Below are 23,339 nucleotides of genomic sequence, written 5' to 3'. Positions count from 1 at the left end.
TCGCTACTTCTTCACGAAGCCGGAGTAGTCGTCCTGGAGCGTCTTGGTGTACTGCTCCGGGGTCGCCTTGCCCGCGACCAGGTCCTGCATCGCCGCCGTGATCGTGTCGTAGAACGTCGGGGTGGCGTAGTCCAGGTACGGCGTGATGCTGTTCGACGACGAGATCGCCTTGTAGTTGCTCGTGATGTCACCCGCGATCGTGCCCGAGGCGGGGGTGTCGTCGTCCGGCACCACGGTCGGCAGGTTGCCCTTGTCGACGAGCGTCTCGGCGGCCTTCGCGTTCGTGACGAAGTCGACGTAGGCGGCCGCGGCGTTCGCGTTCTTCGTCTTCGAGGTGATGGCCCAGGCCAGCCCCTCGCCGCCCATGGTGACCGGGCTCGACGCGCTCGCCGGGGTCAGTGCCGTGAAGCCGATGTCCTTCGCGCTGGACGCGGCCTCGAGGGTGGCCTGGTACCAGGTGCCCGTGATCAGGAAGGCGGACTCGCCCTTGCCGAACGCAGCAACGGCGTCGTCGCGCGAGACGCCGTTCGCGCCCTCGGTGACGTAGCCCTTGTCGACCCAGTTCGTGATGGTCTGCGCGGCCTTGACCTCGTCGGAGCCGGTCCAGCTGCCCGACTTGCCGGCGACCAGGTCGTTCACCGCGTCGTGCCCGGCCAGGGCGGAGAGCACCAGGCCGTACAGGTGGATGCCCGGGCTCTTCTCGACGTCGCCGTAGCTGAGCGGCAGCGACCCGGCGGACTTCACCTGCTGCATGTCGGCGGTCAGCTCGGCGACCGTCTTCGGCGGGCTGTCGATGCCGGCCTTCTGCAGCACGGACTTGTTGTAGTAGAGCCCGACGAGCTCACCGGTCTGCGAGACGCCGTACAGGTCGTCTCCCTGCCAGGTCGACCCGTCGCTCGAGAACGAGTTGAGCTTGAGCAGGCTGGACGGGTAGTAGTCGTTCCAGCCGTACAGCTTGGCGTAGTCGTCCACCGGCCGCAGGAACCCGGCCTTCACGAACGCGCCCATGTCGGGGTAGCCCTGGTTCGCCTGCACCACGTCCGGCGGGTTGTCGCCCGACAGTGCGAGCTTCAGCGTCGTCTTCAGGTCCGCGAACGAGCGTGAGACGCGCTTGATCGTGATGTTCGGGTGCGCCTTCTCGAACGCGTCGTTGAGTTCCTGCTGCGCGTCGTTGATGCCGGTGTCGGTGTTCTGGTCCCACACCGTCAGGGTCGTCTTGCCGGAGCCGACGTCCTTGGACACCGGGCCCAGGCTCTGCGACGCGGCAGGTGCGGCCGATCCGCCCGGGGTGCACGCGGTGAGACCGAGTGCCAGTGCTGCGGCGACGCCGATGACCATCGTCGCCTTGCTGGAGTGCTTCATGGTGGTCCAGTCCTTCGAGTGGGGCTTCGGGTGGAGGGTGCGGGGGAGGAATCGTCAGTGGGTCAGTGGGTCCGCGCGACGGCGTCCAGGAACGACCAGTCACCGGGCGCCGCCGTCCGGCGCAGGAACGCCCGGAGCTGCTCGGGACGTGGGGCGCTCGCGGCACCGCCGAGCCCGGTCACGGCGTACGCGGCGCTCGCCGTGGCGAATCGCAGTCGGGTCGCCAGGTCCCAGCCGTGGTGGGTGCCCGCCATGAACGCCGCGACGAACACGTCACCGGCGCCGGTCGGGTCGACCACGTCCACGTGGATGGTGGGTGCCTCGACGACGACCCCGTTGGCGGAGTCCACCGCGACCACGCCGTCACCACCGCGGGTGACGACGGCGAGCGGCACCCGTTCGGCCAGGGCCTTGGCGGCGTCGAGTGCCGAGTCGGTGCGGGTGTAGCGCATCGCCTCGACGTGGTTCGGCACGAACACGTCGACCTCGGCGAGCCGGTCGAGCACCCCACCGGACCATTCGCCGGTGTGGTCCCACCCGACGCCCCCGACGACGGTGGTGCCAGCGGCGCGGAGTTCGGCGACCCATGCGGGCAGGGGGCGCGCGATGCCGACGTGGGTGGCGGCGACCGGCCCCAGGCCCTCGGGGACGGTCAGGGCGTCGAGGTGTTCCTCGTACGTGATGAAGCTGCGGTCCTCGGGGCCGGTCAGGGCCACGGACACCGAGCTCTGGTGGCCGGGGACGACCTCGAGCAGGCTCGTGTCGAGCAGGGGCTCCGCGGTCAGGGTCCGGTACACGTGGGCACCGAGCACGTCGTCGCCGAGACGGCTCAGCAGCGTGGTCGGGGCGCCGGCCCGTGCGGCAGCGACCGCGCGGTTCGCCACACCACCGGGGGTGACGGTGAACGCGTCGGCGTAGACCTCGGCACCCTGCTCCGGCGCGGTCACGCCGGCGAAGACCAGGTCGCAGAACACGTCCCCGGCGAACAGCAGGGTGGTCGGGTTCACCTCGGTCACGGCTTCTCCTCATCGTTGCGGATCGTGCCCCGCGCAGGTGGCGCATTCCGGGACGGATCCGCTGGTGATGCTCAAGCCTGCGTGTTTCGTGTTGCGTGGACGTTACCCGATTGCACCAGATTTGTTAAGTCTGATCACAACGACCATTCATGTGCTTGATCTTGCGTGAGTGTGCGCGAGTTGAGCTACAGTGACGGCATGATCCTGCGAGAGCGGCAGAACCGCATCATCAAGGCGCTGCGGGACGAGGGGGCCGCGTCGGTGCGGGAACTCGCCGACGCCCTGTCGGTCAGCGCTGCGACGATCCGCCGCGACCTCGAGATGCTCGACCGCAACGGCGAGCTCGTGCGGACCTGGGGCGGTGCCGTGCTCGCGCCCCGACAGACCGCGCAGGACGGCGACGGCGTCGAACCCGTCGAGACCCCGTTCGAAGCCGCGGGCGACCTCGACCTGAAGCGACGGATGGCTGCGGCCGCGGCAGCGATGGTGCAGGACGGCCAGGTGGTCATCCTCGACATCGGCACGACGACCCCGCAGATCGCCGAACTGCTGCGCGGCCGTGACATCACGGTGATCACGACCAACCTGGCCGTGTTCGACGTCCTGCGCGACGACGACGCGGTGCGGCTGGTGCTGCTGGGCGGGGTCGTCCGCCGCAACTACCGCACGCTCGTCGGTTCGCTGGCCGAGTCCGCACTCGAACACGTCAGCGCCGACGTGCTGTTCCTGTCGTGCACCGGTGTCCGGGCCAACGGCCACGTCGTGGACAACATGGCGGTCGAGGCCCCCATCAAGCAGTCGATGATCGCCGCAGCGGACCGCGTCGTGCTGCTGGCGTCCGAGGCCAAGTTCCCCGGCAGTGGCGCGCTCCGTCTCTGCTCCCTGACCGACGTCGACGTGGTCATCACCACGACCGGCGCCCCCGACGAAACACTCGCACACAGCCGGAACGCCGGCGGAGAGGTCATCACCACATGAAGCTCTGCATCCTCGGAGGCGGCGGTTTCCGCACGCCCTACGTGTACCAGGCACTGCTCCGTGACCAGGGCTCGCCCCGGGTCGAGGAGGTCGCCCTGTACGACGTTGACGAGGTCCGGCTGCACGCGATGGTCGCGATCCTGACCGAGCTCGCCGCCGACTTCCCGGACGCCCCCGTCCTGAAGCCCACGACCGACCTGCACCGCGCGGTCGAGGGCAGTGACTACGTGTTCGCCGCCCTGCGGGTCGGCGGCCTCGAGGGGCGTCGGTGCGACGAGCACGTCGCGCTCGACCTGAACGTGCTCGGCCAGGAGACCACCGGGCCCGGCGGGCTGGCGTACGCCATCCGCACCGTCCCGGTCATGGTCGAGGCCGCGAAGGTCATCCGCGACCTGGCCCCGAACGCCTACGTGATGAACTTCACCAACCCCGCGGGCATCATCACCGAGGCGATGCAGACCGTCCTGGGCGACCGCGTGCTCGGCATCTGCGACACCCCGTCCGGCCTCGGCCGCCGCGTCGCCGGCATGCTCGGGCTCGACCACACGCGCGTCCAGATGGACTACGTCGGGCTGAACCACCTGGGCTGGATGCGCCGCGTGATGTACGACGGCCGCGACGTCCTGCCCGAGCTGCTGGCGGACGACGACCGGCTGAGCGCGATGGAAGAGGGCCACGTGTTCGGCCTCGACTGGATCCGCTCGCTCGGCTCGATCCCGAACGAGTACCTGTTCTACTACTACTTCAACCGCGACGCCGTGCGCTCGATCGTCGGCTCGGGCAAGACCCGCGGCGACTTCCTGGCCGAGAGCCAGTCCGCGTTCTACGAGCGGGCCAGCCAGGCGGGCAACGGTGTCGCCGAGCTCTGGCGTGAGACCGTCGAGCGGCGCAGCGCGTCGTACATGGCCGAGGCGAAGGGCGGCACCCAGGACGAGCCGCTCGACCCCAAGGAGCGCGAGGCCGACCCGTCGCACCAGGGGTACGCTGGCGTCGCGCTCGGGGTGATGGCCGCGATCAGCCGGAACGAGCGGCAGACGATGATCCTGAACGTGCGCAACAACGGCACGATCGCTGGCCTGCCGCGTGACGCCGTGGTCGAGGTGCCGACGATGGTCGACGCGAACGGCGTGCACCCGATGTCGACGGACCAGCCCGACCTGCACCAGATCGGGCTGATGTCGCAGGTCAAGGCCGTCGAGCGCCACACGATCGCCGCGGCCCTGACCGGCTCGAAGGACGAGGCGCTCAAGGCGTTCGCGTTGCACCCGCTGGTCGACAGCGTCAGTGTCGCCCGCGACCTGGTGCGCGGGTACGTCGACCGCATCCCCGAGGTGGCGGCGGTCCTGACGAAGTAGCGCGTTCGTTCCCATCACGCGCGCGATGAAATGTCGGATCGCGCGTGGTGGGGCGGAAGATCCGACCGGCAACGCGCGATTCGACCGACCGTGCGCGATCTGACTGGAGGCCCGGTGCCAGCTGGCACCGGGCCTTCCGTCCGTCCTGTCAGCGGTTGACGGCCGCCAGGCCGGCCGCGTCGTAGCGGTCACCGGCGACGCCGACGCGCTCGGCGAGTCCGTCGAGCGCCGCGACGTCGTCGGCGGACAGCGCGACGGCCGTCGCACCGGCGTTCTCGTCGATGCGCTCGGTCCGGCGCGTCCCGGGGATCGGCACGATGAACGGGTGCTGCGCGAGCAGCCACGCCAGCGCGACCTGTCCCGGCGTGGCGTCGCGTGCGGCCGCGAGCTCGCGCACGGCGTCGATGAGTGCCTGGTTCGCAGCGAGGTTCTCGGCCTGGAACCGGGGGACCTTCCCGCGGATCTCACCCTCGCCGAACGACGCCCCGGGCGCGATCGTGCCGGTCAGGAACCCCTTGCCGAGCGGGCTGAACGGGACGAACCCGATGCCGAGCTCGGCGCAGGCGGGCAGCACCTCGGGTTCGGGGTCGCGGGTCCACAGGGAGTACTCGCTCTGCACGGCGGTGACCGGATGCACGGCGTGCGCGCGGCGGATGGTCGACGCGGCGGCCTCGGACAGGCCGAAGTGGCCGACCTTGCCCTCGGCGACGAGTTCGCCGACCGTGCCGGCGACGTCCTCGATCGGGACGTCCGGGTCGACCCGGTGCTGGTACAGCAGGTCGATCTTCTCGACCCCGAGCCGTCGGAGCGACCCTTCGGCTGCCTGCCGGATGTGCTCCGGTCGTGAGTCGACGCCGACGGAGCGCCCGTCGACGATGTCGAAGCCGAACTTCGTCGCCAGGACCACGCGGTCGCGGATCGGGGCGATGGCCTCGCCGACGAGTTCCTCGTTGTCGTGCGGGCCGTACACCTCGGCGGTGTCGATGAAGGTGACGCCGGACTCCACGGCGTACCGCAGCACGTCGATCATCGCGGAGCGGTCGCCGGGGTTCGGGCCGTAGCTCTGCGACATGCCCATCGCGCCGAGGCCGATCGCCGAGACCTGCAGCCCCTGTCCGAGTGTCCTGGTGTGCATGCGTGCTCCCGTCGTCGAGGTGGTGTGGTCCCCACCGTACGGACGCCGCGCGTCGGGACGGGTGTACCCGCGGAACACCCCACCGCGGTGCGCGGTCAGCGCCCCAGCTGCTCGCGCAGGTACGGGGCCGTCCGGCTCGCCGCGGACGCCGCGACCTCGGTCGGGGTCCCGGAGGCGACGACCCTGCCGCCGTCCTCGCCGCCACCCGGGCCCATGTCGATGACGTGGTCCGCGTTCGCGACGACGTCCATCGCGTGCTCGACGACCACGACCGTGTTGCCCGCGTCGGTCAGCCGGGCCAGCTGTTCGGTGAGCAGCTCGACGTCGGCGGGGTGCAACCCGGTGGTCGGCTCGTCGAGCAGGTACAGCGTGTGTCCGGTCCGGGCGCGCTGAAGTTCGGTCGCGAGCTTGATGCGCTGCGCCTCGCCGCCCGACAGTTCCGGAGCGGGCTGCCCGAGGCGCAGGTACCCGAGGCCGACCTGCTGCAGGGCGTCGAGCGCACGTGCGGCTGCGGGCACGGACGCCAGGAACGGGGCAGCCTGGTCGACGGTCATGCCGAGCACGTCGGCGATCGACGCACCGTCCCAGCGCACCTGGAGCGTCTCGTCGTTGTAGCGCGAGCCGTGGCACTCCGGGCAGGGTGCCCAGCTTCCGGGCAGGAACAGCAGCTCGACCGACACCGAGCCCTCGCCCTGGCAGACCTCGCAGCGGCCGCCCGCGACGTTGAACGAGAACCGGCCGGCCGTCCACCCGCGCGCCCGGGCCGCGTCGGTCGCTGCGAAGGTGGTCCGGACGGCGTCGAACAGTCCGGTGTACGTGGCCAGGTTCGAGCGGGGCGTGCGGCCGATGGGCTTCTGGTCGACCTGCACCACCCGGTCGACGAGCGGGTGGTCGAGCGCAGTGCGGGGGAGGACGCCACCGACCAACGAGGACTTCCCCGAGCCACTGACCCCGGTGACGGCGGTCAGCACCCCGAGCGGCACGTCGACGTCGAGCCCGTGCAGGTTGTGCTGCGTGACGTCGCGGAGCTGCAACGTGCCGACCGGTGCACGCGGGGTCCGGACCGTCCCGTCGTCCACGTGGGGCTGCAGGAACCGGCGGGTGACGGACGCGTCGACCTCGGCGAGCCCGTCGACGGGGCCGCTGTACAGCACGGTGCCGCCGCCACTGCCGGCACCCGGGCCGACGTCGACGATCCAGTCGGCTCGTCGGACGATGCCCATGTCGTGTTCGACCACGAACACGCTGTTGCCGCCGGCCCGCAGGTCCTCGAGCACCTCGACCAGCGACTCGGCGTCCGCGGGGTGCAGTCCGGCGCTCGGCTCGTCGAGCACGTACACGACGCCGAACAGGCCGGAGCGCAACTGTGTCGCAATGCGCAGCCGCTGGGTCTCGCCGGGCGACAGCGTGGGGGTCGCGCGGTCCAGGGACAGGTACCCCAACCCGAGTCCGGCGAGGACCTCGACGCGGGTCAGCAGGTCGCGGGAGATGGCGACGGCGACCTCGGTGTGCTCACCGGAGGTGGCGCGGGAGGTGGCCGGGGCGGCGTCGGTGATCGCGGCGATCGGGCGGAGCACGTCGGCCAGGGTGCTCAGCGGCATGCCGTTCATCGCGGCGATGGTGTGGCCACCGACCGTGACGGCGAGCGCCGCTCGGGTCAGGCCGGTGCCCCCGCACAGCCCGCACGGTCCGGACTCCACGAAGCGCAGGGCCTTGGTCCGTTGGGCTTCGCTCTGGCTGTCGGCCAGCGTGTGCAGGACGTACTGCCGGGCGCTCCAGAACCGGCCCTTGTAGGGCTTGGCGACGCGGTCCCGTTTCGGCTGCACCTCGACGACGGGCTGCTCCTCGGTGAACAGCAGCCAGTCGCGGTCGGCGCGGGGCAGGTCGCGCCACGGTGTCTCGATGTCGTGGCCCAGTCCCGCGGTGACGTCGCGCAGGTTCTTGCCCTGCCAGGCGCCGGGCCAGGCCGTGATGGCGCCGTCGCGGATGCTGAGGGTGTCGTCGTGCACGGCGGAGGCCTCGGTCACCTCGTGCGCGATCCCCAGCCCGTGACAGCGTGGGCACGCCCCGGCCGCGGTGTTCGGTGAGAACGAGTCGGACTCCAGACGGTCGGCGCCGTCGGGGTAGGTGCCGGCGCGCGAGAACAGCATGCGCATCGAGTTCGACAGCGTGGTCAGCGTGCCGACGGTGGACCGGGTGCTCGGGGCGCCGCGGCGTTGCTGCAGTGCGACAGCGGGCGGCAGGCCGGTGATCGAGTCCACGTGCGGGGTCGAGCCCTGCGCGATGAGCCGGCGGGCGTAGGGCGCGACGGACTCCAGGAAGCGGCGCTGTGCCTCGGCGAAGACCGTGCCGAACGCCAGGGACGACTTGCCCGACCCGGACACACCCGTGAACGCCACGATGCAGTCGCGCGGCACGTCCACGTCGACGTCGCGCAGGTTGTTCTCGCGGGCACCGCGGACCCGGATGAAGCCGTCGCGGGCACGGTCGGGCGCAGGTGAGGTGGAGGGCATCCTGTCGACACTAGGCGTGGCCGGCTGGGTGTCCTCGCACCCGTCCACGTCCCCGATGGGTGTCGTTCACCTGGGATGGCCAGACTGGGATCATGACGTGCGGACCGGTGCCGCACCGAGAACGGAGACACCATGCTGGACAGCACGCCGGTCGGCGACCTGCGCGAGTACATCGAGGACCTGCGGACGCGGGGCTTCACGGTCGACAGCGCGCACACCGCCGACCCGGAACTGATCGACCCGCAGGGGAACCCCATCCACACGTGGCGTGAGGACTACCCCTACGACGAGCTGATGGACCGTGACGAGTACGAGTACGAGAAGTACCGGCTGCAGGTCGAGCTGCTGAAGCTGCAGTACTGGCTCGAGGACGAGGGTCGCCGCGCGATCATCCTGTTCGAGGGACGCGACGCCGCGGGCAAGGGCGGCACCATCAAGCGGTTCACGGAGCACCTCAACCCCCGCACGTCGCGGGTCGTCGCCCTGTCCAAGCCGAACGACCGCGAGCGCGGGCAGTGGTACTTCCAGCGGTACGTCGAGCACCTGCCGAGCGCTGGCGAGATCGTCATGTTCGACCGGTCCTGGTACAACCGCGCCGGTGTCGAGCGTGTGATGGGCTTCTGCTCCGACGCCGAGTACGAGACCTTCATGAACCAGGCCCCGTCGTTCGAGCGGATGCTCGTCGACTCCGGCATCCACGTCACGAAGTTCTGGTTCTCGGTGACCCGCAAGGAACAGCGGACCCGGTTCGCGATCCGCCAGCTCGACCCCGTCCGCCGGTGGAAGCTCTCGCCGATGGACGTCGCGTCGCTGGGCGTGTGGGACGACTACACCGCCGCGAAAGAGGCCATGTTCCAGCGCACCGACAAGCGGTACGCGCCGTGGACGATCGTCCGGAGCAACGACAAGAAGCGGGCGCGGGTGAACGCGATGCGCTACTTCCTGTCGCGGTTCGACTACGAGGGCAAGGACCCGACGGTCGCGATCGCGCCGGACCCGCTGCTCGTGATGCGTGGCGGCAAGGCCCTGGCGCTCGAGGAGTAGCCGGTCACGGTCGTCCGGCGGCGCGGCGGCGGGGTGCGACGCCGTCGGACCGTCCGGTCGTGTGGAACGTGCGGACGAGTTCGGCCAGCACGCCTGGCTGTTCGACGATCAGCCCGTGGGTGGCGCGCGGCACGACGGCGAGTTCGGCGTCCGGCACCGATTCGAGCATGGTCGCCAGGTCGTCCGGGGTCCACGACGGTTCGTGGGCGTGCATCGCGGCCGACTTCGCCACGACCGCCGGCCAGTGCTCGCGGCCGTCGGGGGACACCGTCGCCATGCTCGATGGTCGCACCCTGCGTCCGGTCGTGCCAGTGGCTGACAGGATGGAAGCGCGTGCGGACCATCTGGATCGGCTCACGGTTCCGCGACGGCGCGTCCGCCCGTTGCGCGACGTTCGCTAGGGTCGAGCGGTGACAGTCATCATCGCCGGCGCGGGCGACCTCGGCATCGCCACCGGACTCCGTTTCGCCGAGGCCGGGCACCGCGTGGTCGGACTCCGTCGACGGGCCGACCTGGTGCCGGCGCCCATCGAGGGCCGGACTGCCGACCTGCAGCGCGACACCCCGTCGATCGACGACGACACCGACGTCGTGGTGGTCGCCCTGGCCGCGGGCAGTCGCGACGTCGAGACGTACCGCGCGACCTACGTCGACGGGCTGCGCCACGTGCTCGACGGCATCGACGCATCCGCCGCAACGCCCCGGCTGCTCGTCGTGTCCTCGACCGCCGTGTACGGCGGCGACGGCGAGGTCACCGAGGCGACCCCGGCGACCGGTGGCACCCCGACGGCGGACGTCCTGCTCGAGGCCGAGGCGCTGCTGCGGTCCCGCGCGCCGCGCGCCACGCTCGTGCGGTTGTCCGGCATCTACGGCCCCGGTCGTGAGCGGCTGATCGACCAGGTCCGGAGCGGCACGGCGCGGCTCGCTCCCACGACCGACGCCTCGCGGATGACCAACCGCATCCACCGCGACGACGCCGCCGCAGCGCTCGTGCACCTGGCCTCGGTGCCCTCGCCGCCGCCGGTCGTGATCGGTACGGACGACGAACCCGTCCGTCTCGACACGGTGTCGCGGTTCATCGCCGACGAACTCGGCGTCGACCTCGAAGCGGACACCGAGCCGGTCGCGCCGGGACCGGACAAGCGCCTGTCGAACGCGCTGCTCCGCTCGACGGGCTTCACCTTCGCGTACCCGACCTACCGTCAGGGGTACCGGGCGGTCATCGCCGGCGAGGGCACCCGCTACGCCTGAAGCGCAGCGCAGCGCGTCGCGTCGCGTCGCGTCGCGTCGCGTCGACCTGAGCCGAGTCAGCGCTCGCGGGCGGCGTCGAGGAGCTGTCGGGTCACCGTGCGCGCGACGGTCGTGTCGTACCCGGGGTCACGCAGCCGCATCGCCAGCGTGCCGGACACCACGAGGGTGAGCTGTTCGCCGACCCGCGCTGCTGCCGCCGCACCGACGATCGGTGCGGCCAGGGTCGTCAGCCGGGTACGCAGGCCGTCGGTCTCGGCGTCGAGCACCACGCGGATCTCGCTCGGCGCCTCGGCGTACTCCGACGCGGTTCCCAGGAAGGCACACCAGCGCGAGGCTGCTGACCGGGCGCGGAACTCGTCGAGCGCGTCGAACACGGCCAGCAGCCGGTGGAGTGGGTCGGCCTGTCGGTCGACAGCCGCGGCCCATGTGTCCTGCCAGTCGCGGTGCCGGCGATCGAGCGTGGCGGCGACCAGGGCCTCCTTGCTCGGGAAACCGCGGTAGAGCGTCGCGGACGACACCCCGGCGCGCTCGAGTACGGCGTCGACCGAGGTCGCGGCGATGCCGTGCGCGAAGAACAGGTCCTCGGCGGCGTCGAGCAGCTTCCGCTGGGTTCCTGCACGCATCGCCATGGCAGCACCCTAGACTCCGAGAAGTGAAACGATCGTTTTCGAATCTGCCCCTCGTCGTTGCTGGGACCGCACTCATCGCCGTCACCTACGGACTCGTGCGACTGGCGTACGGCCTGGTGCTGCCGGACGTCCGTGCCGACCTCGCCGTGGATGCAGTGGCCGCGGGTTCCATCTCGGCCGGTGCCTCGCTGCTGTACTGCGTCGGCGCGGTGACCGGGTTCCTCGCCGCTGCCCGCTCCCCACGCACGCTCGTGGTGCTCGCCGCGGGCACGGCGGCGCTCGGCGCGCTCGGAGTCGCGGTGAGTCCCTCTGCCGCGGTGTTCGGCGCGTCGGCCGTGCTGGCGTCGGCCGGGGCGGGTCTGGCCTCGCCCGCACTGGTGCGGATCGTCGCACGCGGCGTCCCCGCTCGCGATGCCGGACGTGCGCAGACGATCGTGAACAGCGGCACTGGTGCGGGACTCGTCGCTGCCGGTGTCCTGGCCCTCGTGCTGCTGCCGGACTGGCGGACGGCGTGGCTGGTCAGCGCGGTCTGTGCCGTCCTGACCGGCGCGGCGGTGCTCGTCACGGACCGTGGCGCGCGGTCCGGTCCGCGCGGGAACACCGCGCTGCCACCAGCGGCCTGGTTCCGTCAGCACGGCGGACTGCTGGTGGCGGCGCTCCTGCTCGGCGCCGGGTCCGCTGCCGTCTGGAACCTCGGTCGTGCCGTCGTGGTGGATGCGGGGGCGGGTGGGACGGCCTCGGTGGTGGCGTGGATCGCGTTGGGGCTCGGGGGAGCTGCGGTGGTGCTGACGGCGCGGTGGCTCGGTGCGCGGCCGGTGCGGACGGCGTGGGCGATCACGGTCCTCGCCGTCGCGCTCGGCACGGTCGGACTGGGCGTCGGTGCCGCCGTCGTGCCGGTCGCATTCATCGCGTGCCTGGTGTTCGGATGGGGCTACACGGCCGCCACGGGCGTGCTCATCGCCTGGACGAGCAGTCTCGCACCCGAGCACGCACCGTCCGGCACGTCGATGCTCTTCGTCACGCTGGTGCTCGGTCAGGCGGTCGGTGCGGCCGCCGCCGGTGGCGTCCTCGACCACGTCGGTGCGCTGCTCACGATGCTCGGCGCCGCGCTCGTCGCCGTCGCGGGGATCCCCACGGCCAGGGTGCGGCAGAATGGGGCCCCGTGAACCCCCAACCGCAGCAGCCGAAGTGGCGGACCCTCTGGTCGACGATCCAGGTCGGCGTGTTGTCCGCCGCGGTGGTGACGTGCATCGTGCTGCTGGCCGTCGGGGACCCGAAGCTCGCCCGCGTGTGGGCCGTCGCGCTCGTGTTCTTCGGCATCGCGCTGCTCGGGCACATCACGTTCCTGATCTGGACCAAGCGCACGGAGCGCGGCCGTCCCTGAGGACGACCGCGCACGGTGTGGCATCCGCCGGCTACGGCGTGACCATGCCGCCGTTCACGTTGAGCGTCTCGCCCGCGACGAAGCTCGACTCCTGCGACGCCAGGAACACGTACGCCGGCGCCAGCTCGGCGGGCTGCCCGGCGCGACCCATCGGTGACTCGCTGCTTCCGAACTCGGGCAGCGACTCCGGGTCGACCCCGCCGGTCACCTGCAGCACCGACCAGGTCGGCCCCGGCGCGACGACGTTCACGCGGATCCCACGCTCCACCAGCAGCTGCGAGAGCCCCTTCGAGAAGTTGTTGATCGCGCCCTTGGTCGCCGCGTAGTCCAGCCGGTCGGGCGCGGGCTTGTACGCCTCCATCGACGCGGTCGTCGTGATCGTGGCACCTGGCTGCAGGTGCGGCAGCGCCGCCTTGACCAGTCGGAACAGGGCGAAGACGTTGACGTCGAACGTCGCCTCGAACTGCTCGTCGGTGATGTCGAGCAGGTCGGGCTGCCAGACCTGCTTGCCCGCCACGCTCACCAGCGCGTCGAGCCCATCCAGACCGGCCACGGCCTCCTGGACGAGCCGGCCGGCGTACGCGCGGTCGCGCAGGTCGCCGGGGATCGCGACCGCGGTGCGGCCCGCTGCGCGGACCTGCTCGATGACGTGGTCGGCGTCCGACTGTTCCTCCGGCAGGTACGCGAGCGCAACGTCCGCGCCCTCGCGCGCGAACGCGATCGCGACGGCCCCGCCGATGCCGGAGTCGGCTCCGGTGATCAGGGCCTTGCGGCCGGCGAGCCGGCCGGTCCCGCGGTAGCTCGACTCACCCAGGTCCGGTACCGGCGTCATCCGGGACTGGAGGCCCGGCTCGGCCTGCGTCTGCGGCCGGGGGCTGACGTTCGGGTAGCGCGACCGGGGGTCGCCGAACTCGTACTGGTCCGTGGGCATCAGGGTCTCCGGTTCTGTCGGTGCTCGTCGTTCGCCGACCATGCAACCCGGGGTGTCCTGGACGGCTCTCCGGGCGGCGGTGTCAGGAGCGCTGCCAGAACACCAGCCGGTTGCCGAAGGGGTCCGTGACGGTCATCGTGCGGCCCCAGTCGTCGTCGGACAGACCCGGCCGCGAGTTCGGGTGCCGCTGCGCGAGCAGGTCGGCGTGCAGCGCCTCGACGTCCGGCACGACGATCATCACCGCGCCGCCGGGGGTGGAGTCGCCGTGGTGCTCGGACAGGTGCAGGACCACGCCGTCGCGGACGACCTGGGCGTAGACGGGCAGATCGGGCTCGAACCGGTGCTCCCACTGCCACGTGAAGCCGAGGTGGTCGCAGTAGAAGCGCCGCGCGAGTTCGTGGTCGAAGACCCGCAGGATCGGCACGACACCCTGCCGGTCCACCGCGTCCGAGGTGCGCTGTTCGTCGGTCATGCGTCCAGCATCCTCCGTTCGGGGTGCGTCGTGTCCGCTGGACGTGTGCTGGGCGTCTGGTCCGGTCGTCTCCAGGGGCGTCGGACGATCCTGGGTCCATGAGCGATGACGACGACGAGCAGACCCGGGCCGACTTCGCGAACGCGGTGAACATGACCGCATCTGCCCTCGACCGCTGGCTGGACACCGACGAGTCCAAGAGCGTCGGGCAGAAGTCCGGCGGCAGCTCGGAGTCGACCGGGCACGCGAGCGGGCGGCACATCGTGCGGATCCTGCGGAAGAAGCAGGCGGAGTACACTGACGCCGACCGGGCCCACATGCGGAAGGTCGTCGGCTACGTGGCCCGGCACCGCGAGCAGCGCCCCGACGGCGACGTGCACGACACTGCCTGGCGGTACTCGCTCATGAACTGGGGTCACGACCCCGAGGCGGACTGACTCAGCGCTCCCAGGCGAACCGGATGACGCCGTCGCCCACCACGCCCAGGGAGACGAGTCGGACGACCGCAGCCGCCAGCACGACCGCCGCAGCGCCCCAGACGATCGCCGACCGGCGCCGCGGCCCGATCGATCGTCGCACGACCATCACCCCGCAGAACACCGCGCAGGACGCAAGGGCTGCCGTGGTCGCCCAGCGGGCGAACTCGGTCAGGTGCGCGCCGAGGACGGTGCCGCCCCACACGATCGCCACCGTAGCGAGCCAAGCACACACGACGACGAGTCCGGTGGACTCCAGCGCGTCACCGAAGCGGTCCCCGCGCCCACCGGTGCGATCCAGCATGTCGGCACCGAACTGCTCTCGGTACCGGTCGACGTCGGCCATGAGACCGTCGACCTCATCGGGCAACGGTGTGTCGGTCGGCAGCGCCAGGAACGCGCGGAGGTCGTCCCGGGCGACGCCGGATGCCGCCAGCAGGCGCGCGGCGCGGTCGCGCTCCACCGACGTGGCGAGCCCCGGTACGGCGAGTGCCCACCGACCGGCCTGGTCCGGCGCCCCGAGTTCGCGGTACCGCTCGACGAGCGCGAGCCGCACCTGTCGGGCCTGTGGGTCCTCGCGCAGGTGGTCCCGCAGCAGCGTCAGTGCCGCGGCGCGACTGCCACTGTCCCAGAGCCCCGCGGCCCGGCGGACGACCTCGTGTTCCTGCACCCGGTCATCCTGCTGCACCCGTGCGTTCGTCGTCGACGACCGTCAGGGCGAGTTCGCAGAACATCGCGTCCGCCCACGAGAACCAGGGTCGTGAGAACGACGTCGGGTCGTCGACGTGGAAGGACTCGTGCATCCGCCCGGTGCCGGCGTCCGTGGCGACGAGCACGTCGAGCAGCTCGCGGCGGCGCTCCGGCGTGCCGGTGATGCCCTCGACGCACAGGGCGATCGGCCAGACGTGCTCGGGTTCGGTGTGGGCGCTGCCGATGCCCTGCGCTGCCGTGCCGCGGAACCAGTACGGGTTCGTCGGGCCGAGCACCATCCGACGGGTGGCCGCGGTCACGTCACGGTCGATGACGTCGGGCGCGTCGAACGGCAGGGACAGCAGCGAGGGCATGTTCGCGTCGTCCATCAGCACCACGCCGCCCTGCCCGTCGACCTCGTACGCGTAGACCCGTTCGCCGTCGTGCTCGACGACGCCGTGTGCTGCCACGCCGGCCAGGATCGTCGTGCGCAGGTCGTCGGCATCGTCGGCCAGCCCCTCGTCGCCGTACACGGACCGGGCGACGTCGGACAGCGCCAGCAGGGCCTGGGCCGCGTGCAGGTTCTCCGGCACGTTGAACCCGTACGTGCACGCATCGTCCGACGGTCGGAAGCCCACCCACGTCATGCCCGTCACGGCGACCGGGGTGCCGCGGCCGTCGCGGGCCAGGGTCTCGGTCGGCAGGGGGGAGTCGCGGACGAACCGGTACGACGAGTGCTCGTGGTCGGTCTCGGCCCGGAGCTGGTCGACGATCGTCCGCAGCACCCGGTGCGCCCGCTCGTCGAACAGGTCGGTGCGGCCCGTCGCCCGCCACAGCCGGTGGGCGAACTGCACCGGGTAGGCCAGGCTGTCGACCTCGTACTTCTGCTCCCACACGAGCGGGTCGTCGCACAGGTCGCCGTCGTCGAAGTGCGCGCCCGAGGGCCGGGCGTTGAAGGCGTTGGCGTACGGGTCGTGCTCGATCAGGCGGAACTGCCGCCGAACGATCCCCGCCAGGACCTCCGCCAGCGGCTCGCACCCGCGGGCGAACCGCAGGTACGGCAACATCTGCGTGGTGGAGTCGCGCAGCCACATCGCCGGGATGTCGCCGGTGATGACGAAGGCGGTGCCGTCTTCGTCGACGGTGATCGTGTCGGTGAGCGTCCGGGTCAGGGACTCCTCGACGCGGGCGGCGACGTCGTCACCGACGGTGCTGCGGACGGCGTCGGCGGCTTGACGGATCGCCGAGCGGACCTGCGGGTGCAGGATCATGCGCTGACCGTGTCGACCTGCAGGACCGACGCGATGGTGCCGTTCCGGGCGCCCTCGTACGCGGCCAGGATCATGCCGAGCACGGCGATGCCCTCGCGCTCGGTGTGGATCGGGCGGGTCCCGTCGCGCAGGCACGCGCCGAATGCACCGATCTCGGCGGCGAAGGTGTCGATGTCGTCGAAGGTGACGGTCTCGCTCGTGCCGTCGAGCAGGTCCCAGCGCAGGGTCGTGCCGTCGCTGGTCAGCGACCCGAGCTCACCCACGACGCTGAAGCGTTCGGTGCCGGCTGCGGGTTCGTACGCCCAGCTCGTGACGAGCTGCCCGACGGCGCCGTTGTCGAAGCGGAACAGCGCCTGGGCGGAGTCCTCGCCCTCCATGAACCCCAGACGGTGGGTCGAGAGCATCGCGGTCGCCTGCACGGGGGCCCCACCGGCCAGGTGCATGAGCAGGTAGCTCGGGTGGTACCCGGTGTCGATGAGCTCGCCGCCGCCACTGGTCGCCGCGTGGGCACGCCAGCCCATGTTCGACGGGTCGAACTCGTTCCGGAAGCTGTCGGTCGTGCGGACCTCGTACACGGTGCCGAGCGCGCCGCCGTCGATGAGCTCCTTCGCGCGGGCGACGGCCGGCATGAACAGCTGGTTGTGCGCGCACATCAGCGTGACCCCGGCTTCGCTGACGGCGGCCTGCACGTCGCGGGCCTCGTCCGGGGACAGGCACAGCGGCTTCTCGCACAGGACGTGCTTGCCAGATCGGGCAGCGGCGACGATGGCGTCACGGTGCAGGTGGTGCGGCAGGCAGATGTCGACGGCGTCGATGTCGGCACGCTCGAGCATCTCGCGGTAGTCGGTGAAGAACGGCACGTCGAGCTCGGCGCCGCGGGCCGCCGCGGTGTCGGGGACCGCGTCGGCGACGGCGGCGACCCGGATCACGTCGGTGTGCTGCTCGTACCCGGTGATGTGGGCGGTGGCGATCCCGCCGCCGCCGATGAGTCCGACGCGGATGATGTCGCTGGGCATGATGACTCCTGTTGGTGCTGGGTGGTGGGTGTCAGGCGGAGACGGTCGTCCGGGACGCCTCGTTGGCGGCGACGACCAGTCGGGTGAGTTCGCGGGCGCGGGCGACGTTGTCGTCGGCCCGGCTGCCGGTGGTGATGTGTTCCACCCACTGGGCGAACGCGTCCGGGGCGTCCTCGGGGACCTCGATGGTGACCGGTCGGTCGCCGTGGGCCGACCCGCCGGCGGTGAGCCGGGCCTCCTGGTCGGTGTACGACAGCCAACCGGCGGTCCCCGCGACCTCGATCGTGAACGGTGTGCCCGCGACGAAGCCGGCCTCGATGACGCCGATCGCCTGCGAGGGGTACCCGACCGTGACGACGGCGTGGTCCTCGACCGCGTGCCCGGTGACGGAGCGGTAGACGGCCTGCACCGTGTCGGGGCGGGCGCCGAGGAACAGCTGGGTCAGGTACACCGGGTGACAGCCGAGGTCGGTGAGCGCGCCGCCGATCGCGGTCTCCGGGTCGAAGAACCGCTCGGGCAACCACGGCGCGACGGCACCGTCGTGCGAGAGCCGGACGCGCGCGTGGTTGACGGTGCCGAGTCGGCCCGACGCGATCTCGTCCGTGATGGCCCGCGTGTACCCGTGGTACAGGCGGGGCAGCGAGACGACCAGGGCGACACCGGCCGCGTCGCAGGCGGCGATCACCTCGTCGCACTCCTGCACCGTGGGAGCCAGGAGCTTCTCGGTGAACACGTGCTTGCCCGCCCGTGCCGCCCGGGTGATGACGTCGCGGTGCACATCGGTCGAGGTCGTGATGGTGACCGCGTCGACGTCGTCGCGGGCGAGCAGTGCATCGAGGTCCGCGACGAACTCGACCCCGAAGCGCTCGGCGCCCTCGCGGCCGCGGGCGGGATCGTCGTCCCACACGGCGATGAGCTCGGTGCCGGGGTGGTCGATCGTCTGCCGTGCGTAGTCGCCGGCGTGGACGTGCCAGAAGCCGACGACGGCGACACGGATGGGCGGGGTGGTGTGGGGCATGGAGCCTCTCCTGTGGGGACGGGACGGACACGGACCTGTTCCTGGTCCTGGTCCTAGACGCGGACCTTGTCGTAATCGGCGGGCAGTGTGAACGGCGAGTACGTCTGCATGATCGGGTCGACGCGGGCCTGGGCACGCTCGACCGCCTGCTGCGGCGACGCCGTGCCGAGCAGCACGCTCGACCGGGCGTCGGCGAGCGCGTCCCACCACTGCCCGCCGACCGGCAGCGGGGGACGGCAGGTGGAGTCCGGCATCGACTCGACGAAGAACCGGATCGACTTCGCCGAGCCCTTCGGGTCCTTGAGCGCGGCGATGTTCGACGGCACGCTCGTCGCCGGCACCATGTAGGTCTCCTGCCCGCGCTTGCCGGTGAAGTACTTCATCAGCTCCCAGACGGCCTTGGTCTTCTTCGACCCCTTCGGCAGGCAGAGCGCGAAGCCGCCGGACCACGTGTACTTGTCCGCACCGGCCGTCTGGGTCGGCAGGTACGCCATGTTCCAGTCGAGGTCCTTCGGCCCGTAGTTGTCGAACGTCTGGATGGTCGAGGGCACACTCACCATGAACGCCATCCGGTTCGCCAGGAACGCGGTCTGTCCCGGCGGGTGGCCCGTGGGCTCGTAGGTCGCGATGAAGGTGTCCGCGTCGCGGTACCCGTAGCGCTTCGCCCAGTCCTCGTAGAACTCGTAGACCTTGCGGACGTTGGTGGAGTCCATCGTCATGTGCGAGTCGGCCTGGTCGAAGTAGCTCGCCCCGAGCCCGAGACCCCACGTGAACGGCCACCCCTCGCCGTACCAGGGCAGCAGACCCATGTGGGTGTAGCTGCCGCCGGACTTCTTCGTGACCTTGTCGCTCACCTCGGCGACGCGGTCCATCGTGACGGGACCGTTCTGCTGCCAGTCGAACTCGTCCAGGTCGACGCCGGCGTCGCGCAGCATCGTGCGGTTGACGAACATGCCGCGGGCGTCGGTGTCGTGCGGCAGCCCGTACGTCTTGCCCTTGTACGTCAGCTCGCCGACGGTGAAGCCGAGCCACGACGACAGGAACTCCTGCTTGGACACGTCCTCGAACTCGGCGATGAGCTCGTCGATCGGTTCGATGAGCCCGATCGCGGCGTACTGCGCGGCGCTGAACCGGTCGAGCAGCCACAGGTCCGGCGCTGTGCCGCCGCGGACCGCGGTGATGACGCTCGTCGCGTCGCCGGTGCCCTGGGACGGGACCTGGTTGACGCGGACGTCGATCTCCGGGTGCAGCTGCTTGAACTGGTTGATCACCTTGGTCTGGAACGGGACGAACGTGCCCGTGACACCCCACAGGGACACCGAGTTCGGGTTGCCGCGGGCGCCGGAACCCGAGGCGCACGACGCGGCGAGCAGGGCGAGGGCACCGGCGCCACCGGTCGCGGCGGCGGTGCGCAGGAAGGTACGGCGGTCGAAGGCGCTGCCGGTCATTTGAAGCTCCCGATCTGGATCCCCTTGAGGAAGGTCCGCTGGAAGAAGAAGAACAGGACCACGAGCGGCAGGATGATCATGATCGAGGCCGCCATCAGCTGGTTGAACTGGAAGTCCGCGCTGTTGTTGAGCCGGAACACCTGCAGACCGATCGACAGCGTCTGCACGTTCTGGTCCTGCAGGTAGATCAGCGGCCCGAGGAAGTCGTTCCAGGCGCCCACCGCAGCGAAGATGCCGACGGTCACCAGGGCCGCCTTGGCCTGCGGGAACACGATCCGCCACAGGATGCGGCACTCCGACGCCCCGTCCATCCGCGCCGCGTCCAGCAGGTCCTTGGGGATCTGCAGCAGGAACTGCCGGAGCAGGAACACGTAGAACGCCGACCCGAACAGACTCGGCACCACGAGCGGCAGGAACGTGTTGATCCACCCGAGCCGCGCGTACAGGTCGAACATCGGGATGAGCGTCACCGGGAACGGGATGAACAGCGTCGCCAGCACCACGTAGAACATCCGGTCGCGGCCGCGCCACTCGATGCACGCGAAGCCGTACGCGATCACCATGTTCGACGCCATCGAGAACACCGTCACCAGGACGGTGATGACGAGCGTGTTCCGGAAGAACGTGAAGAACGGCATCGCGTTGATCGCGTCGCCGAAGTTCGACCAGTCGAGCCACTGCGGGAACCACGTCGGCGGGAACGCCCCGAGCTCGGTGTTGCCCTTCAGTGCGGAGATGACCATCCAGTAGATGGGCACCAGGAACAGCAGGCTCATCGCGATGAGCACGACCCGGGCACCGATCGACGACCAGACGGAACGGACGGATCCGTCGGCGTTCCGCGACCGGTCGGCGCGCGCGTTCCTGCGGTCCTTCGGTCGGACGGTCTCGAGCGACGACGTCACGGTGGGGTCGTCCTGCTGCAGCGTCATCGTCTACTCCCCGCTCACGTCGTAGTTCACGAACCGCTTGGACAGCCAGTACACGAGGCCGGACAGGATCATCCCCGCCAGGAACAGCAGCACCGCCATGGCGCTCGCGAACCCGAGCTGCGCGTAGCTGAACGCGTTCTTGTACAGGTAGAGCATGTAGAACAGCGTCCCGTTGTCCGGCGACCCCAGCCCGCCGGTACCGGACGAGATCACGTACGCCTCGGTGAACACCTGCAGGCCGTTGCTGATCCCGGTGATCAGGTTGAACAGGATCGCGGGGGAGATCAGCGGCAGCGTCAGCGCGAAGAACTGTCGCACCGGACCGGCACCGTCCACACGCGCGGCTTCGTACAGCGTCTTCGGGATGCCGCGCATGCCGGCCAGGAACACCAGCGCCGCATTGCCGGCACCCATCTGCGCCAGCGCGACGATGACGAGCTTCGCCGTCGTCGGGTCACCCAGCAGGTTCGTCGCCGGCACCCCGACCAGCTTCAGGACCTGGTTCACGATGCCGGTCTGCGGGTTGACCAGCACCACGAAGATGAAGGCCAGGGCGAACGTCGGGATGAGCGACGGGATGTACAGCGCCGTCCGGTACCAGCTGATCTCCTTGACGTCCTGGTTCATCGCCAGCGCGATCACGATCGCCACGACGATCCCGACCGGCACGGCGATCGCCGCGTAGAAGAGCGTGTTGCCGACGGCCGTGTGCACGAGCGGGTCGATGAACGCCGCGACGTAGTTGCCGAACCCCACGAACGTGGCGGCGTTCATGCCGGAGTACCGGGTCAGGCTGATCACGAAGGAGTAGATCAGCGGGTAGGCGATGAACACCAGCACGCCGACGATCCAGGGGGAGATGAACGCGATGCCGATCCGCAGGCGTCGCTTCTCCGCCGGTGTCCAGGGGTGCTTCTTCGTCGCGCGTCGACCGGTGCCCTCGGTCGAGGTCGCGGGTCGCGCTGCAGTGGCCGGGCGAGCAGTCGTCGTCACGGGCGTCCCTTCGGGTCCCCGTGGCCACGTCGGTGTGCGCACGGGCGCAGCCACGTCGGTGTGGCCGCTCGCGTATCGTCGACCCACCGGACGCCGCGATCCGTCTGCGCCGGACGCTTCAATCCAATTGATTGACAAATTCGCTTGATCAGTGATGCTAGGGACCGCAACCCGGAACCGTCAACCACGAGGATGCTGCGATGACTGCAGGGCAGAACCACACCCACGTCAGCGAGCACAACCGCGCCGTCGTCCTGGACCTGGTCCGCCGCAGCGGCCCGGTCACCCGCTCCGACATCCGCGACCGCACCGGCCTGACCGCGCAGACCGTGTCCAACATCACTGCCCGACTTGTCGCCGACGGGCTGGTCCACGACCTCGACCGCCGACTCACCCTGGCGCGGGACGGCCGCTTCGCCGTCGGCGTCCACCTCGACCCGGCGCACGTCGCCGTCGTGCTCCTCGACCTGGCCGGCGGACTCGTGACCGAACACCAACTCGGGCCGGCCGACCGCACCGACCCCGGTGCAACGCTCGACGCGATGGCGCAGGCCGTCCGCGACGTCATCGCGCGATCGCAGGTCGACCTCGCCCGCGTCGCCGGCATCGGCATCGCCGCACCTGGGCCGATCGAACGCGACGGCGCCACGCTCGGCGCCCCCGCACAGCTCGCCGCCTGGGCCGGCTTCCCCCTGGCCGCGGAACTCGCCCGGCGCACCGGACTGCCCGCGCACGTCGAGAAGGACGTCGTCGCCAGCGCGCTCGCGGAGTGGTGGACCGCACCGGTGGTCACCGACCTGGTCTCCGTGTACCTCGGCCACGGTGTCGGAGCCGGCATCGTCGTCGGCGGCGAGGTCGTCCGCGGGCACACCGGCAACGCGGGGGAGTTCGGCGGCATGCCCGTGCACGCGCACGGCGGGTGGACCGCGTTGTGGCAGGCCTGTCAGCCGCTGCAGCAGGTCCGCCGCGGCATCGACGCCGGGCTGCTGCCGCCGCGGATCCCGCTCGACGACCCCGGCGCGGTCCGGTCGGCCTTCGACGACCTGTGCCGCGCGCCCGGTGCCGCTCCGCTGCTCGCCGAGGCGGGTTCGGCGCTCGGCTCCGCGCTCGTCCACGTCGTCGAGCTGCTCGACCTGCCCAGGATCGTCGTCGGTGGCAGCGCGGCACTGGCCGCTGGCCCGGTGCTGCTCGAAGCGCTGACGGCGCGGCTGACGGAGCGCCTGGCACCGGCCTCCCCGCCGAGGGTCGCCATGACGACACTCGGCGAGAACGTGGTCGCCCGTGGCGCAGCGTGCGCCGTGCTGCAGGCGTCGCCGACAGCCCCACCGCGGGTGGCCGGCACCCGTGGGGCACCCGCCGCGGGCCGTCTCGTCCGGACTGGAGGCCCGGCTCGCCCCCGCGACATCGCTCACCCCTGGTAGACGGG

The 23,339-nt window shown here is 70.9% G+C and carries 23 protein-coding genes; 8 read left to right on the top strand and 15 right to left on the bottom strand.

The window, feature by feature from the left end:
* Nucleotides 1-3 precede the first annotated feature (3 nt).
* Both MT346_RS15130 and MT346_RS15125 read right to left on the bottom strand, forming a co-directional pair.
* Nucleotides 4-1,362: an extracellular solute-binding protein gene (locus MT346_RS15130; RefSeq protein WP_243563924.1), complete on the bottom strand. Its 1,359-nt coding sequence runs from the start codon at nt 1,360-1,362 to the stop codon at nt 4-6.
* A 62-nt stretch (nt 1,363-1,424) separates the two neighbouring features.
* Complete coding sequence (locus MT346_RS15125; RefSeq protein WP_243563923.1) at nt 1,425-2,378, bottom strand: carbohydrate kinase family protein; 954 nt, start codon at nt 2,376-2,378, stop codon at nt 1,425-1,427.
* A gap of 198 nt (nt 2,379-2,576) precedes the next feature.
* Between MT346_RS15125 and MT346_RS15120 the strand changes: the two genes are divergently transcribed.
* Both MT346_RS15120 and MT346_RS15115 read left to right on the top strand, forming a co-directional pair.
* Nucleotides 2,577-3,356, top strand: coding sequence for a DeoR/GlpR family DNA-binding transcription regulator (locus MT346_RS15120; protein WP_243563922.1), 780 nt, complete (start codon nt 2,577-2,579; stop codon nt 3,354-3,356).
* On the top strand, nt 3,353-4,711 hold the full coding sequence (locus tag MT346_RS15115; protein WP_243563921.1) for a 6-phospho-beta-glucosidase: 1,359 nt from the start codon (nt 3,353-3,355) through the stop codon (nt 4,709-4,711). The genes MT346_RS15120 and MT346_RS15115 overlap by 4 nt, the downstream gene beginning before the upstream one ends.
* A gap of 148 nt (nt 4,712-4,859) precedes the next feature.
* On the opposite strand, the gene MT346_RS15110 is transcribed toward MT346_RS15115, so the two are convergent.
* Together MT346_RS15110 and MT346_RS15105 are read right to left on the bottom strand one after the other, a co-directional pair.
* Nucleotides 4,860-5,846 (bottom strand): aldo/keto reductase, encoded by a 987-nt coding sequence (locus MT346_RS15110; RefSeq protein WP_243563920.1) that lies wholly within the window; start codon nt 5,844-5,846, stop codon nt 4,860-4,862.
* A gap of 95 nt (nt 5,847-5,941) precedes the next feature.
* Entirely contained in the window at nt 5,942-8,359 is a 2,418-nt protein-coding gene (locus MT346_RS15105; RefSeq protein WP_243563919.1) for an excinuclease ABC subunit UvrA, read from the bottom strand.
* A 132-nt stretch (nt 8,360-8,491) separates the two neighbouring features.
* Here MT346_RS15105 and ppk2 point away from each other — a divergent pair, with 132 nt between their 5' ends.
* Nucleotides 8,492-9,403 (top strand): polyphosphate kinase 2, encoded by a 912-nt coding sequence (gene ppk2, locus MT346_RS15100; protein ID WP_243563918.1) that lies wholly within the window; start codon nt 8,492-8,494, stop codon nt 9,401-9,403.
* Between the two features lie 4 nt (nt 9,404-9,407).
* On the opposite strand, the gene MT346_RS15095 is transcribed toward ppk2, so the two are convergent.
* The gene (locus tag MT346_RS15095) at nt 9,408-9,680 is read right to left on the bottom strand and encodes an alpha/beta fold hydrolase (protein ID WP_243563917.1); all 273 of its coding nucleotides are present in this window, start codon (nt 9,678-9,680) and stop codon (nt 9,408-9,410) included.
* A 133-nt stretch (nt 9,681-9,813) separates the two neighbouring features.
* On the opposite strand from MT346_RS15095, the gene MT346_RS15090 reads away from it, so the two are divergent.
* A complete protein-coding gene (locus MT346_RS15090) occupies nt 9,814-10,653 on the top strand; it encodes an NAD-dependent epimerase/dehydratase family protein (RefSeq protein WP_243563916.1) in 840 nt (279 codons plus the stop codon).
* Nucleotides 10,654-10,709: 56 nt separating this feature from the next.
* Here MT346_RS15090 and MT346_RS15085 read toward each other — a convergent pair whose 3' ends face one another.
* Nucleotides 10,710-11,282, bottom strand: coding sequence for a TetR/AcrR family transcriptional regulator (locus tag MT346_RS15085; protein ID WP_243563915.1), 573 nt, complete (start codon nt 11,280-11,282; stop codon nt 10,710-10,712).
* A 23-nt stretch (nt 11,283-11,305) separates the two neighbouring features.
* Here MT346_RS15085 and MT346_RS15080 point away from each other — a divergent pair, with 23 nt between their 5' ends.
* Together MT346_RS15080 and MT346_RS15075 are read left to right on the top strand one after the other, a co-directional pair.
* A complete protein-coding gene (locus tag MT346_RS15080; RefSeq protein WP_243563914.1) occupies nt 11,306-12,448 on the top strand; it encodes an MFS transporter in 1,143 nt (380 codons plus the stop codon).
* A complete protein-coding gene (locus MT346_RS15075; protein ID WP_243563913.1) occupies nt 12,445-12,666 on the top strand; it encodes a hypothetical protein in 222 nt (73 codons plus the stop codon). The genes MT346_RS15080 and MT346_RS15075 overlap by 4 nt, the downstream gene beginning before the upstream one ends.
* A gap of 31 nt (nt 12,667-12,697) precedes the next feature.
* Here MT346_RS15075 and MT346_RS15070 read toward each other — a convergent pair whose 3' ends face one another.
* Both MT346_RS15070 and MT346_RS15065 read right to left on the bottom strand, forming a co-directional pair.
* A complete protein-coding gene (locus MT346_RS15070) occupies nt 12,698-13,597 on the bottom strand; it encodes an SDR family oxidoreductase (protein ID WP_243563912.1) in 900 nt (299 codons plus the stop codon).
* An 82-nt stretch (nt 13,598-13,679) separates the two neighbouring features.
* Entirely contained in the window at nt 13,680-14,069 is a 390-nt protein-coding gene (locus MT346_RS15065; RefSeq protein WP_243563911.1) for a glyoxalase superfamily protein, read from the bottom strand.
* A gap of 98 nt (nt 14,070-14,167) precedes the next feature.
* On the opposite strand from MT346_RS15065, the gene MT346_RS15060 reads away from it, so the two are divergent.
* Complete coding sequence (locus MT346_RS15060) at nt 14,168-14,506, top strand: DUF3140 domain-containing protein (protein ID WP_243563910.1); 339 nt, start codon at nt 14,168-14,170, stop codon at nt 14,504-14,506.
* Between the two features lies 1 nt (nt 14,507).
* Here the strand turns inward: MT346_RS15060 and MT346_RS15055 are convergent, their stop codons facing one another.
* The 7 genes from MT346_RS15055 to MT346_RS15025 are packed head-to-tail and all read right to left on the bottom strand — an operon-like array spanning nt 14,508 to nt 21,913.
* A complete protein-coding gene (locus MT346_RS15055; RefSeq protein WP_243563909.1) occupies nt 14,508-15,215 on the bottom strand; it encodes a hypothetical protein in 708 nt (235 codons plus the stop codon).
* 4 nt (nt 15,216-15,219) lie between these two features.
* A complete protein-coding gene (locus tag MT346_RS15050) occupies nt 15,220-16,506 on the bottom strand; it encodes a glycoside hydrolase family 125 protein (protein WP_243563908.1) in 1,287 nt (428 codons plus the stop codon).
* Entirely contained in the window at nt 16,503-17,522 is a 1,020-nt protein-coding gene (locus tag MT346_RS15045) for a Gfo/Idh/MocA family protein (protein ID WP_243563907.1), read from the bottom strand. The genes MT346_RS15050 and MT346_RS15045 overlap by 4 nt, the downstream gene beginning before the upstream one ends.
* Before the next feature lie 31 nt (nt 17,523-17,553).
* Nucleotides 17,554-18,540 carry a Gfo/Idh/MocA family protein gene (locus tag MT346_RS15040; RefSeq protein WP_243563906.1) on the bottom strand — a complete coding sequence of 329 codons (987 nt, stop codon included), beginning with the start codon at nt 18,538-18,540 and terminating at the stop codon, nt 17,554-17,556.
* A gap of 53 nt (nt 18,541-18,593) precedes the next feature.
* Nucleotides 18,594-19,988 carry an ABC transporter substrate-binding protein gene (locus tag MT346_RS15035; protein ID WP_243563905.1) on the bottom strand — a complete coding sequence of 465 codons (1,395 nt, stop codon included), beginning with the start codon at nt 19,986-19,988 and terminating at the stop codon, nt 18,594-18,596.
* Nucleotides 19,985-20,920, bottom strand: a complete 936-nt coding sequence (locus MT346_RS15030; RefSeq protein ID WP_243563904.1) for a carbohydrate ABC transporter permease — start codon at nt 20,918-20,920, stop codon at nt 19,985-19,987. The genes MT346_RS15035 and MT346_RS15030 overlap by 4 nt, the downstream gene beginning before the upstream one ends.
* 3 nt (nt 20,921-20,923) lie before the next feature.
* Nucleotides 20,924-21,913, bottom strand: coding sequence for a carbohydrate ABC transporter permease (locus MT346_RS15025; RefSeq protein ID WP_243563903.1), 990 nt, complete (start codon nt 21,911-21,913; stop codon nt 20,924-20,926).
* Nucleotides 21,914-22,113: 200 nt separating this feature from the next.
* On the opposite strand from MT346_RS15025, the gene MT346_RS15020 reads away from it, so the two are divergent.
* Nucleotides 22,114-23,334 (top strand): ROK family transcriptional regulator, encoded by a 1,221-nt coding sequence (locus MT346_RS15020; protein WP_243563902.1) that lies wholly within the window; start codon nt 22,114-22,116, stop codon nt 23,332-23,334.
* Nucleotides 23,335-23,339: the final 5 nt, after the last annotated feature.

The sequence above is a fragment of the Curtobacterium sp. VKM Ac-2922 genome (assembly GCF_022815645.1).
In the GTDB taxonomy this organism is placed as follows: Bacteria; Actinomycetota; Actinomycetes; order Actinomycetales; family Microbacteriaceae; genus Curtobacterium.
The sequence above is the reverse complement of the archived record's forward strand: the minus strand, read 5'-3'. Positions and strand labels throughout refer to the sequence as shown.

Bases quoted from the DNA above. Each gene is read 5' to 3' on its own strand.
- MT346_RS15120 (WP_243563922.1), top strand. From the start codon at position 2,577: ATGATCCTGCGAGAGCGGCAGAACCGCATCATCAAGGCGCTGCGGGAC.
- MT346_RS15105 (WP_243563919.1), bottom strand. From the start codon at position 8,359: ATGCCCTCCACCTCACCTGCGCCCGACCGTGCCCGCGACGGCTTCATC.
- MT346_RS15030 (WP_243563904.1), bottom strand. From the start codon at position 20,920: ATGACGCTGCAGCAGGACGACCCCACCGTGACGTCGTCGCTCGAGACC.
- MT346_RS15095 (WP_243563917.1), bottom strand. From the start codon at position 9,680: ATGGCGACGGTGTCCCCCGACGGCCGCGAGCACTGGCCGGCGGTCGTG.
- MT346_RS15060 (WP_243563910.1), top strand. From the start codon at position 14,168: ATGAGCGATGACGACGACGAGCAGACCCGGGCCGACTTCGCGAACGCG.
- MT346_RS15050 (WP_243563908.1), bottom strand. From the start codon at position 16,506: ATGATCCTGCACCCGCAGGTCCGCTCGGCGATCCGTCAAGCCGCCGAC.
- MT346_RS15040 (WP_243563906.1), bottom strand. From the start codon at position 18,540: ATGCCCCACACCACCCCGCCCATCCGTGTCGCCGTCGTCGGCTTCTGG.
- ppk2 (WP_243563918.1), top strand. From the start codon at position 8,492: ATGCTGGACAGCACGCCGGTCGGCGACCTGCGCGAGTACATCGAGGAC.
- MT346_RS15085 (WP_243563915.1), bottom strand. From the start codon at position 11,282: ATGGCGATGCGTGCAGGAACCCAGCGGAAGCTGCTCGACGCCGCCGAG.
- MT346_RS15110 (WP_243563920.1), bottom strand. From the start codon at position 5,846: ATGCACACCAGGACACTCGGACAGGGGCTGCAGGTCTCGGCGATCGGC.
- MT346_RS15020 (WP_243563902.1), top strand. From the start codon at position 22,114: ATGACTGCAGGGCAGAACCACACCCACGTCAGCGAGCACAACCGCGCC.
- MT346_RS15115 (WP_243563921.1), top strand. From the start codon at position 3,353: ATGAAGCTCTGCATCCTCGGAGGCGGCGGTTTCCGCACGCCCTACGTG.
- MT346_RS15065 (WP_243563911.1), bottom strand. From the start codon at position 14,069: ATGACCGACGAACAGCGCACCTCGGACGCGGTGGACCGGCAGGGTGTC.
- MT346_RS15045 (WP_243563907.1), bottom strand. From the start codon at position 17,522: ATGCCCAGCGACATCATCCGCGTCGGACTCATCGGCGGCGGCGGGATC.
- MT346_RS15035 (WP_243563905.1), bottom strand. From the start codon at position 19,988: ATGACCGGCAGCGCCTTCGACCGCCGTACCTTCCTGCGCACCGCCGCC.
- MT346_RS15070 (WP_243563912.1), bottom strand. From the start codon at position 13,597: ATGCCCACGGACCAGTACGAGTTCGGCGACCCCCGGTCGCGCTACCCG.
- MT346_RS15130 (WP_243563924.1), bottom strand. From the start codon at position 1,362: ATGAAGCACTCCAGCAAGGCGACGATGGTCATCGGCGTCGCCGCAGCA.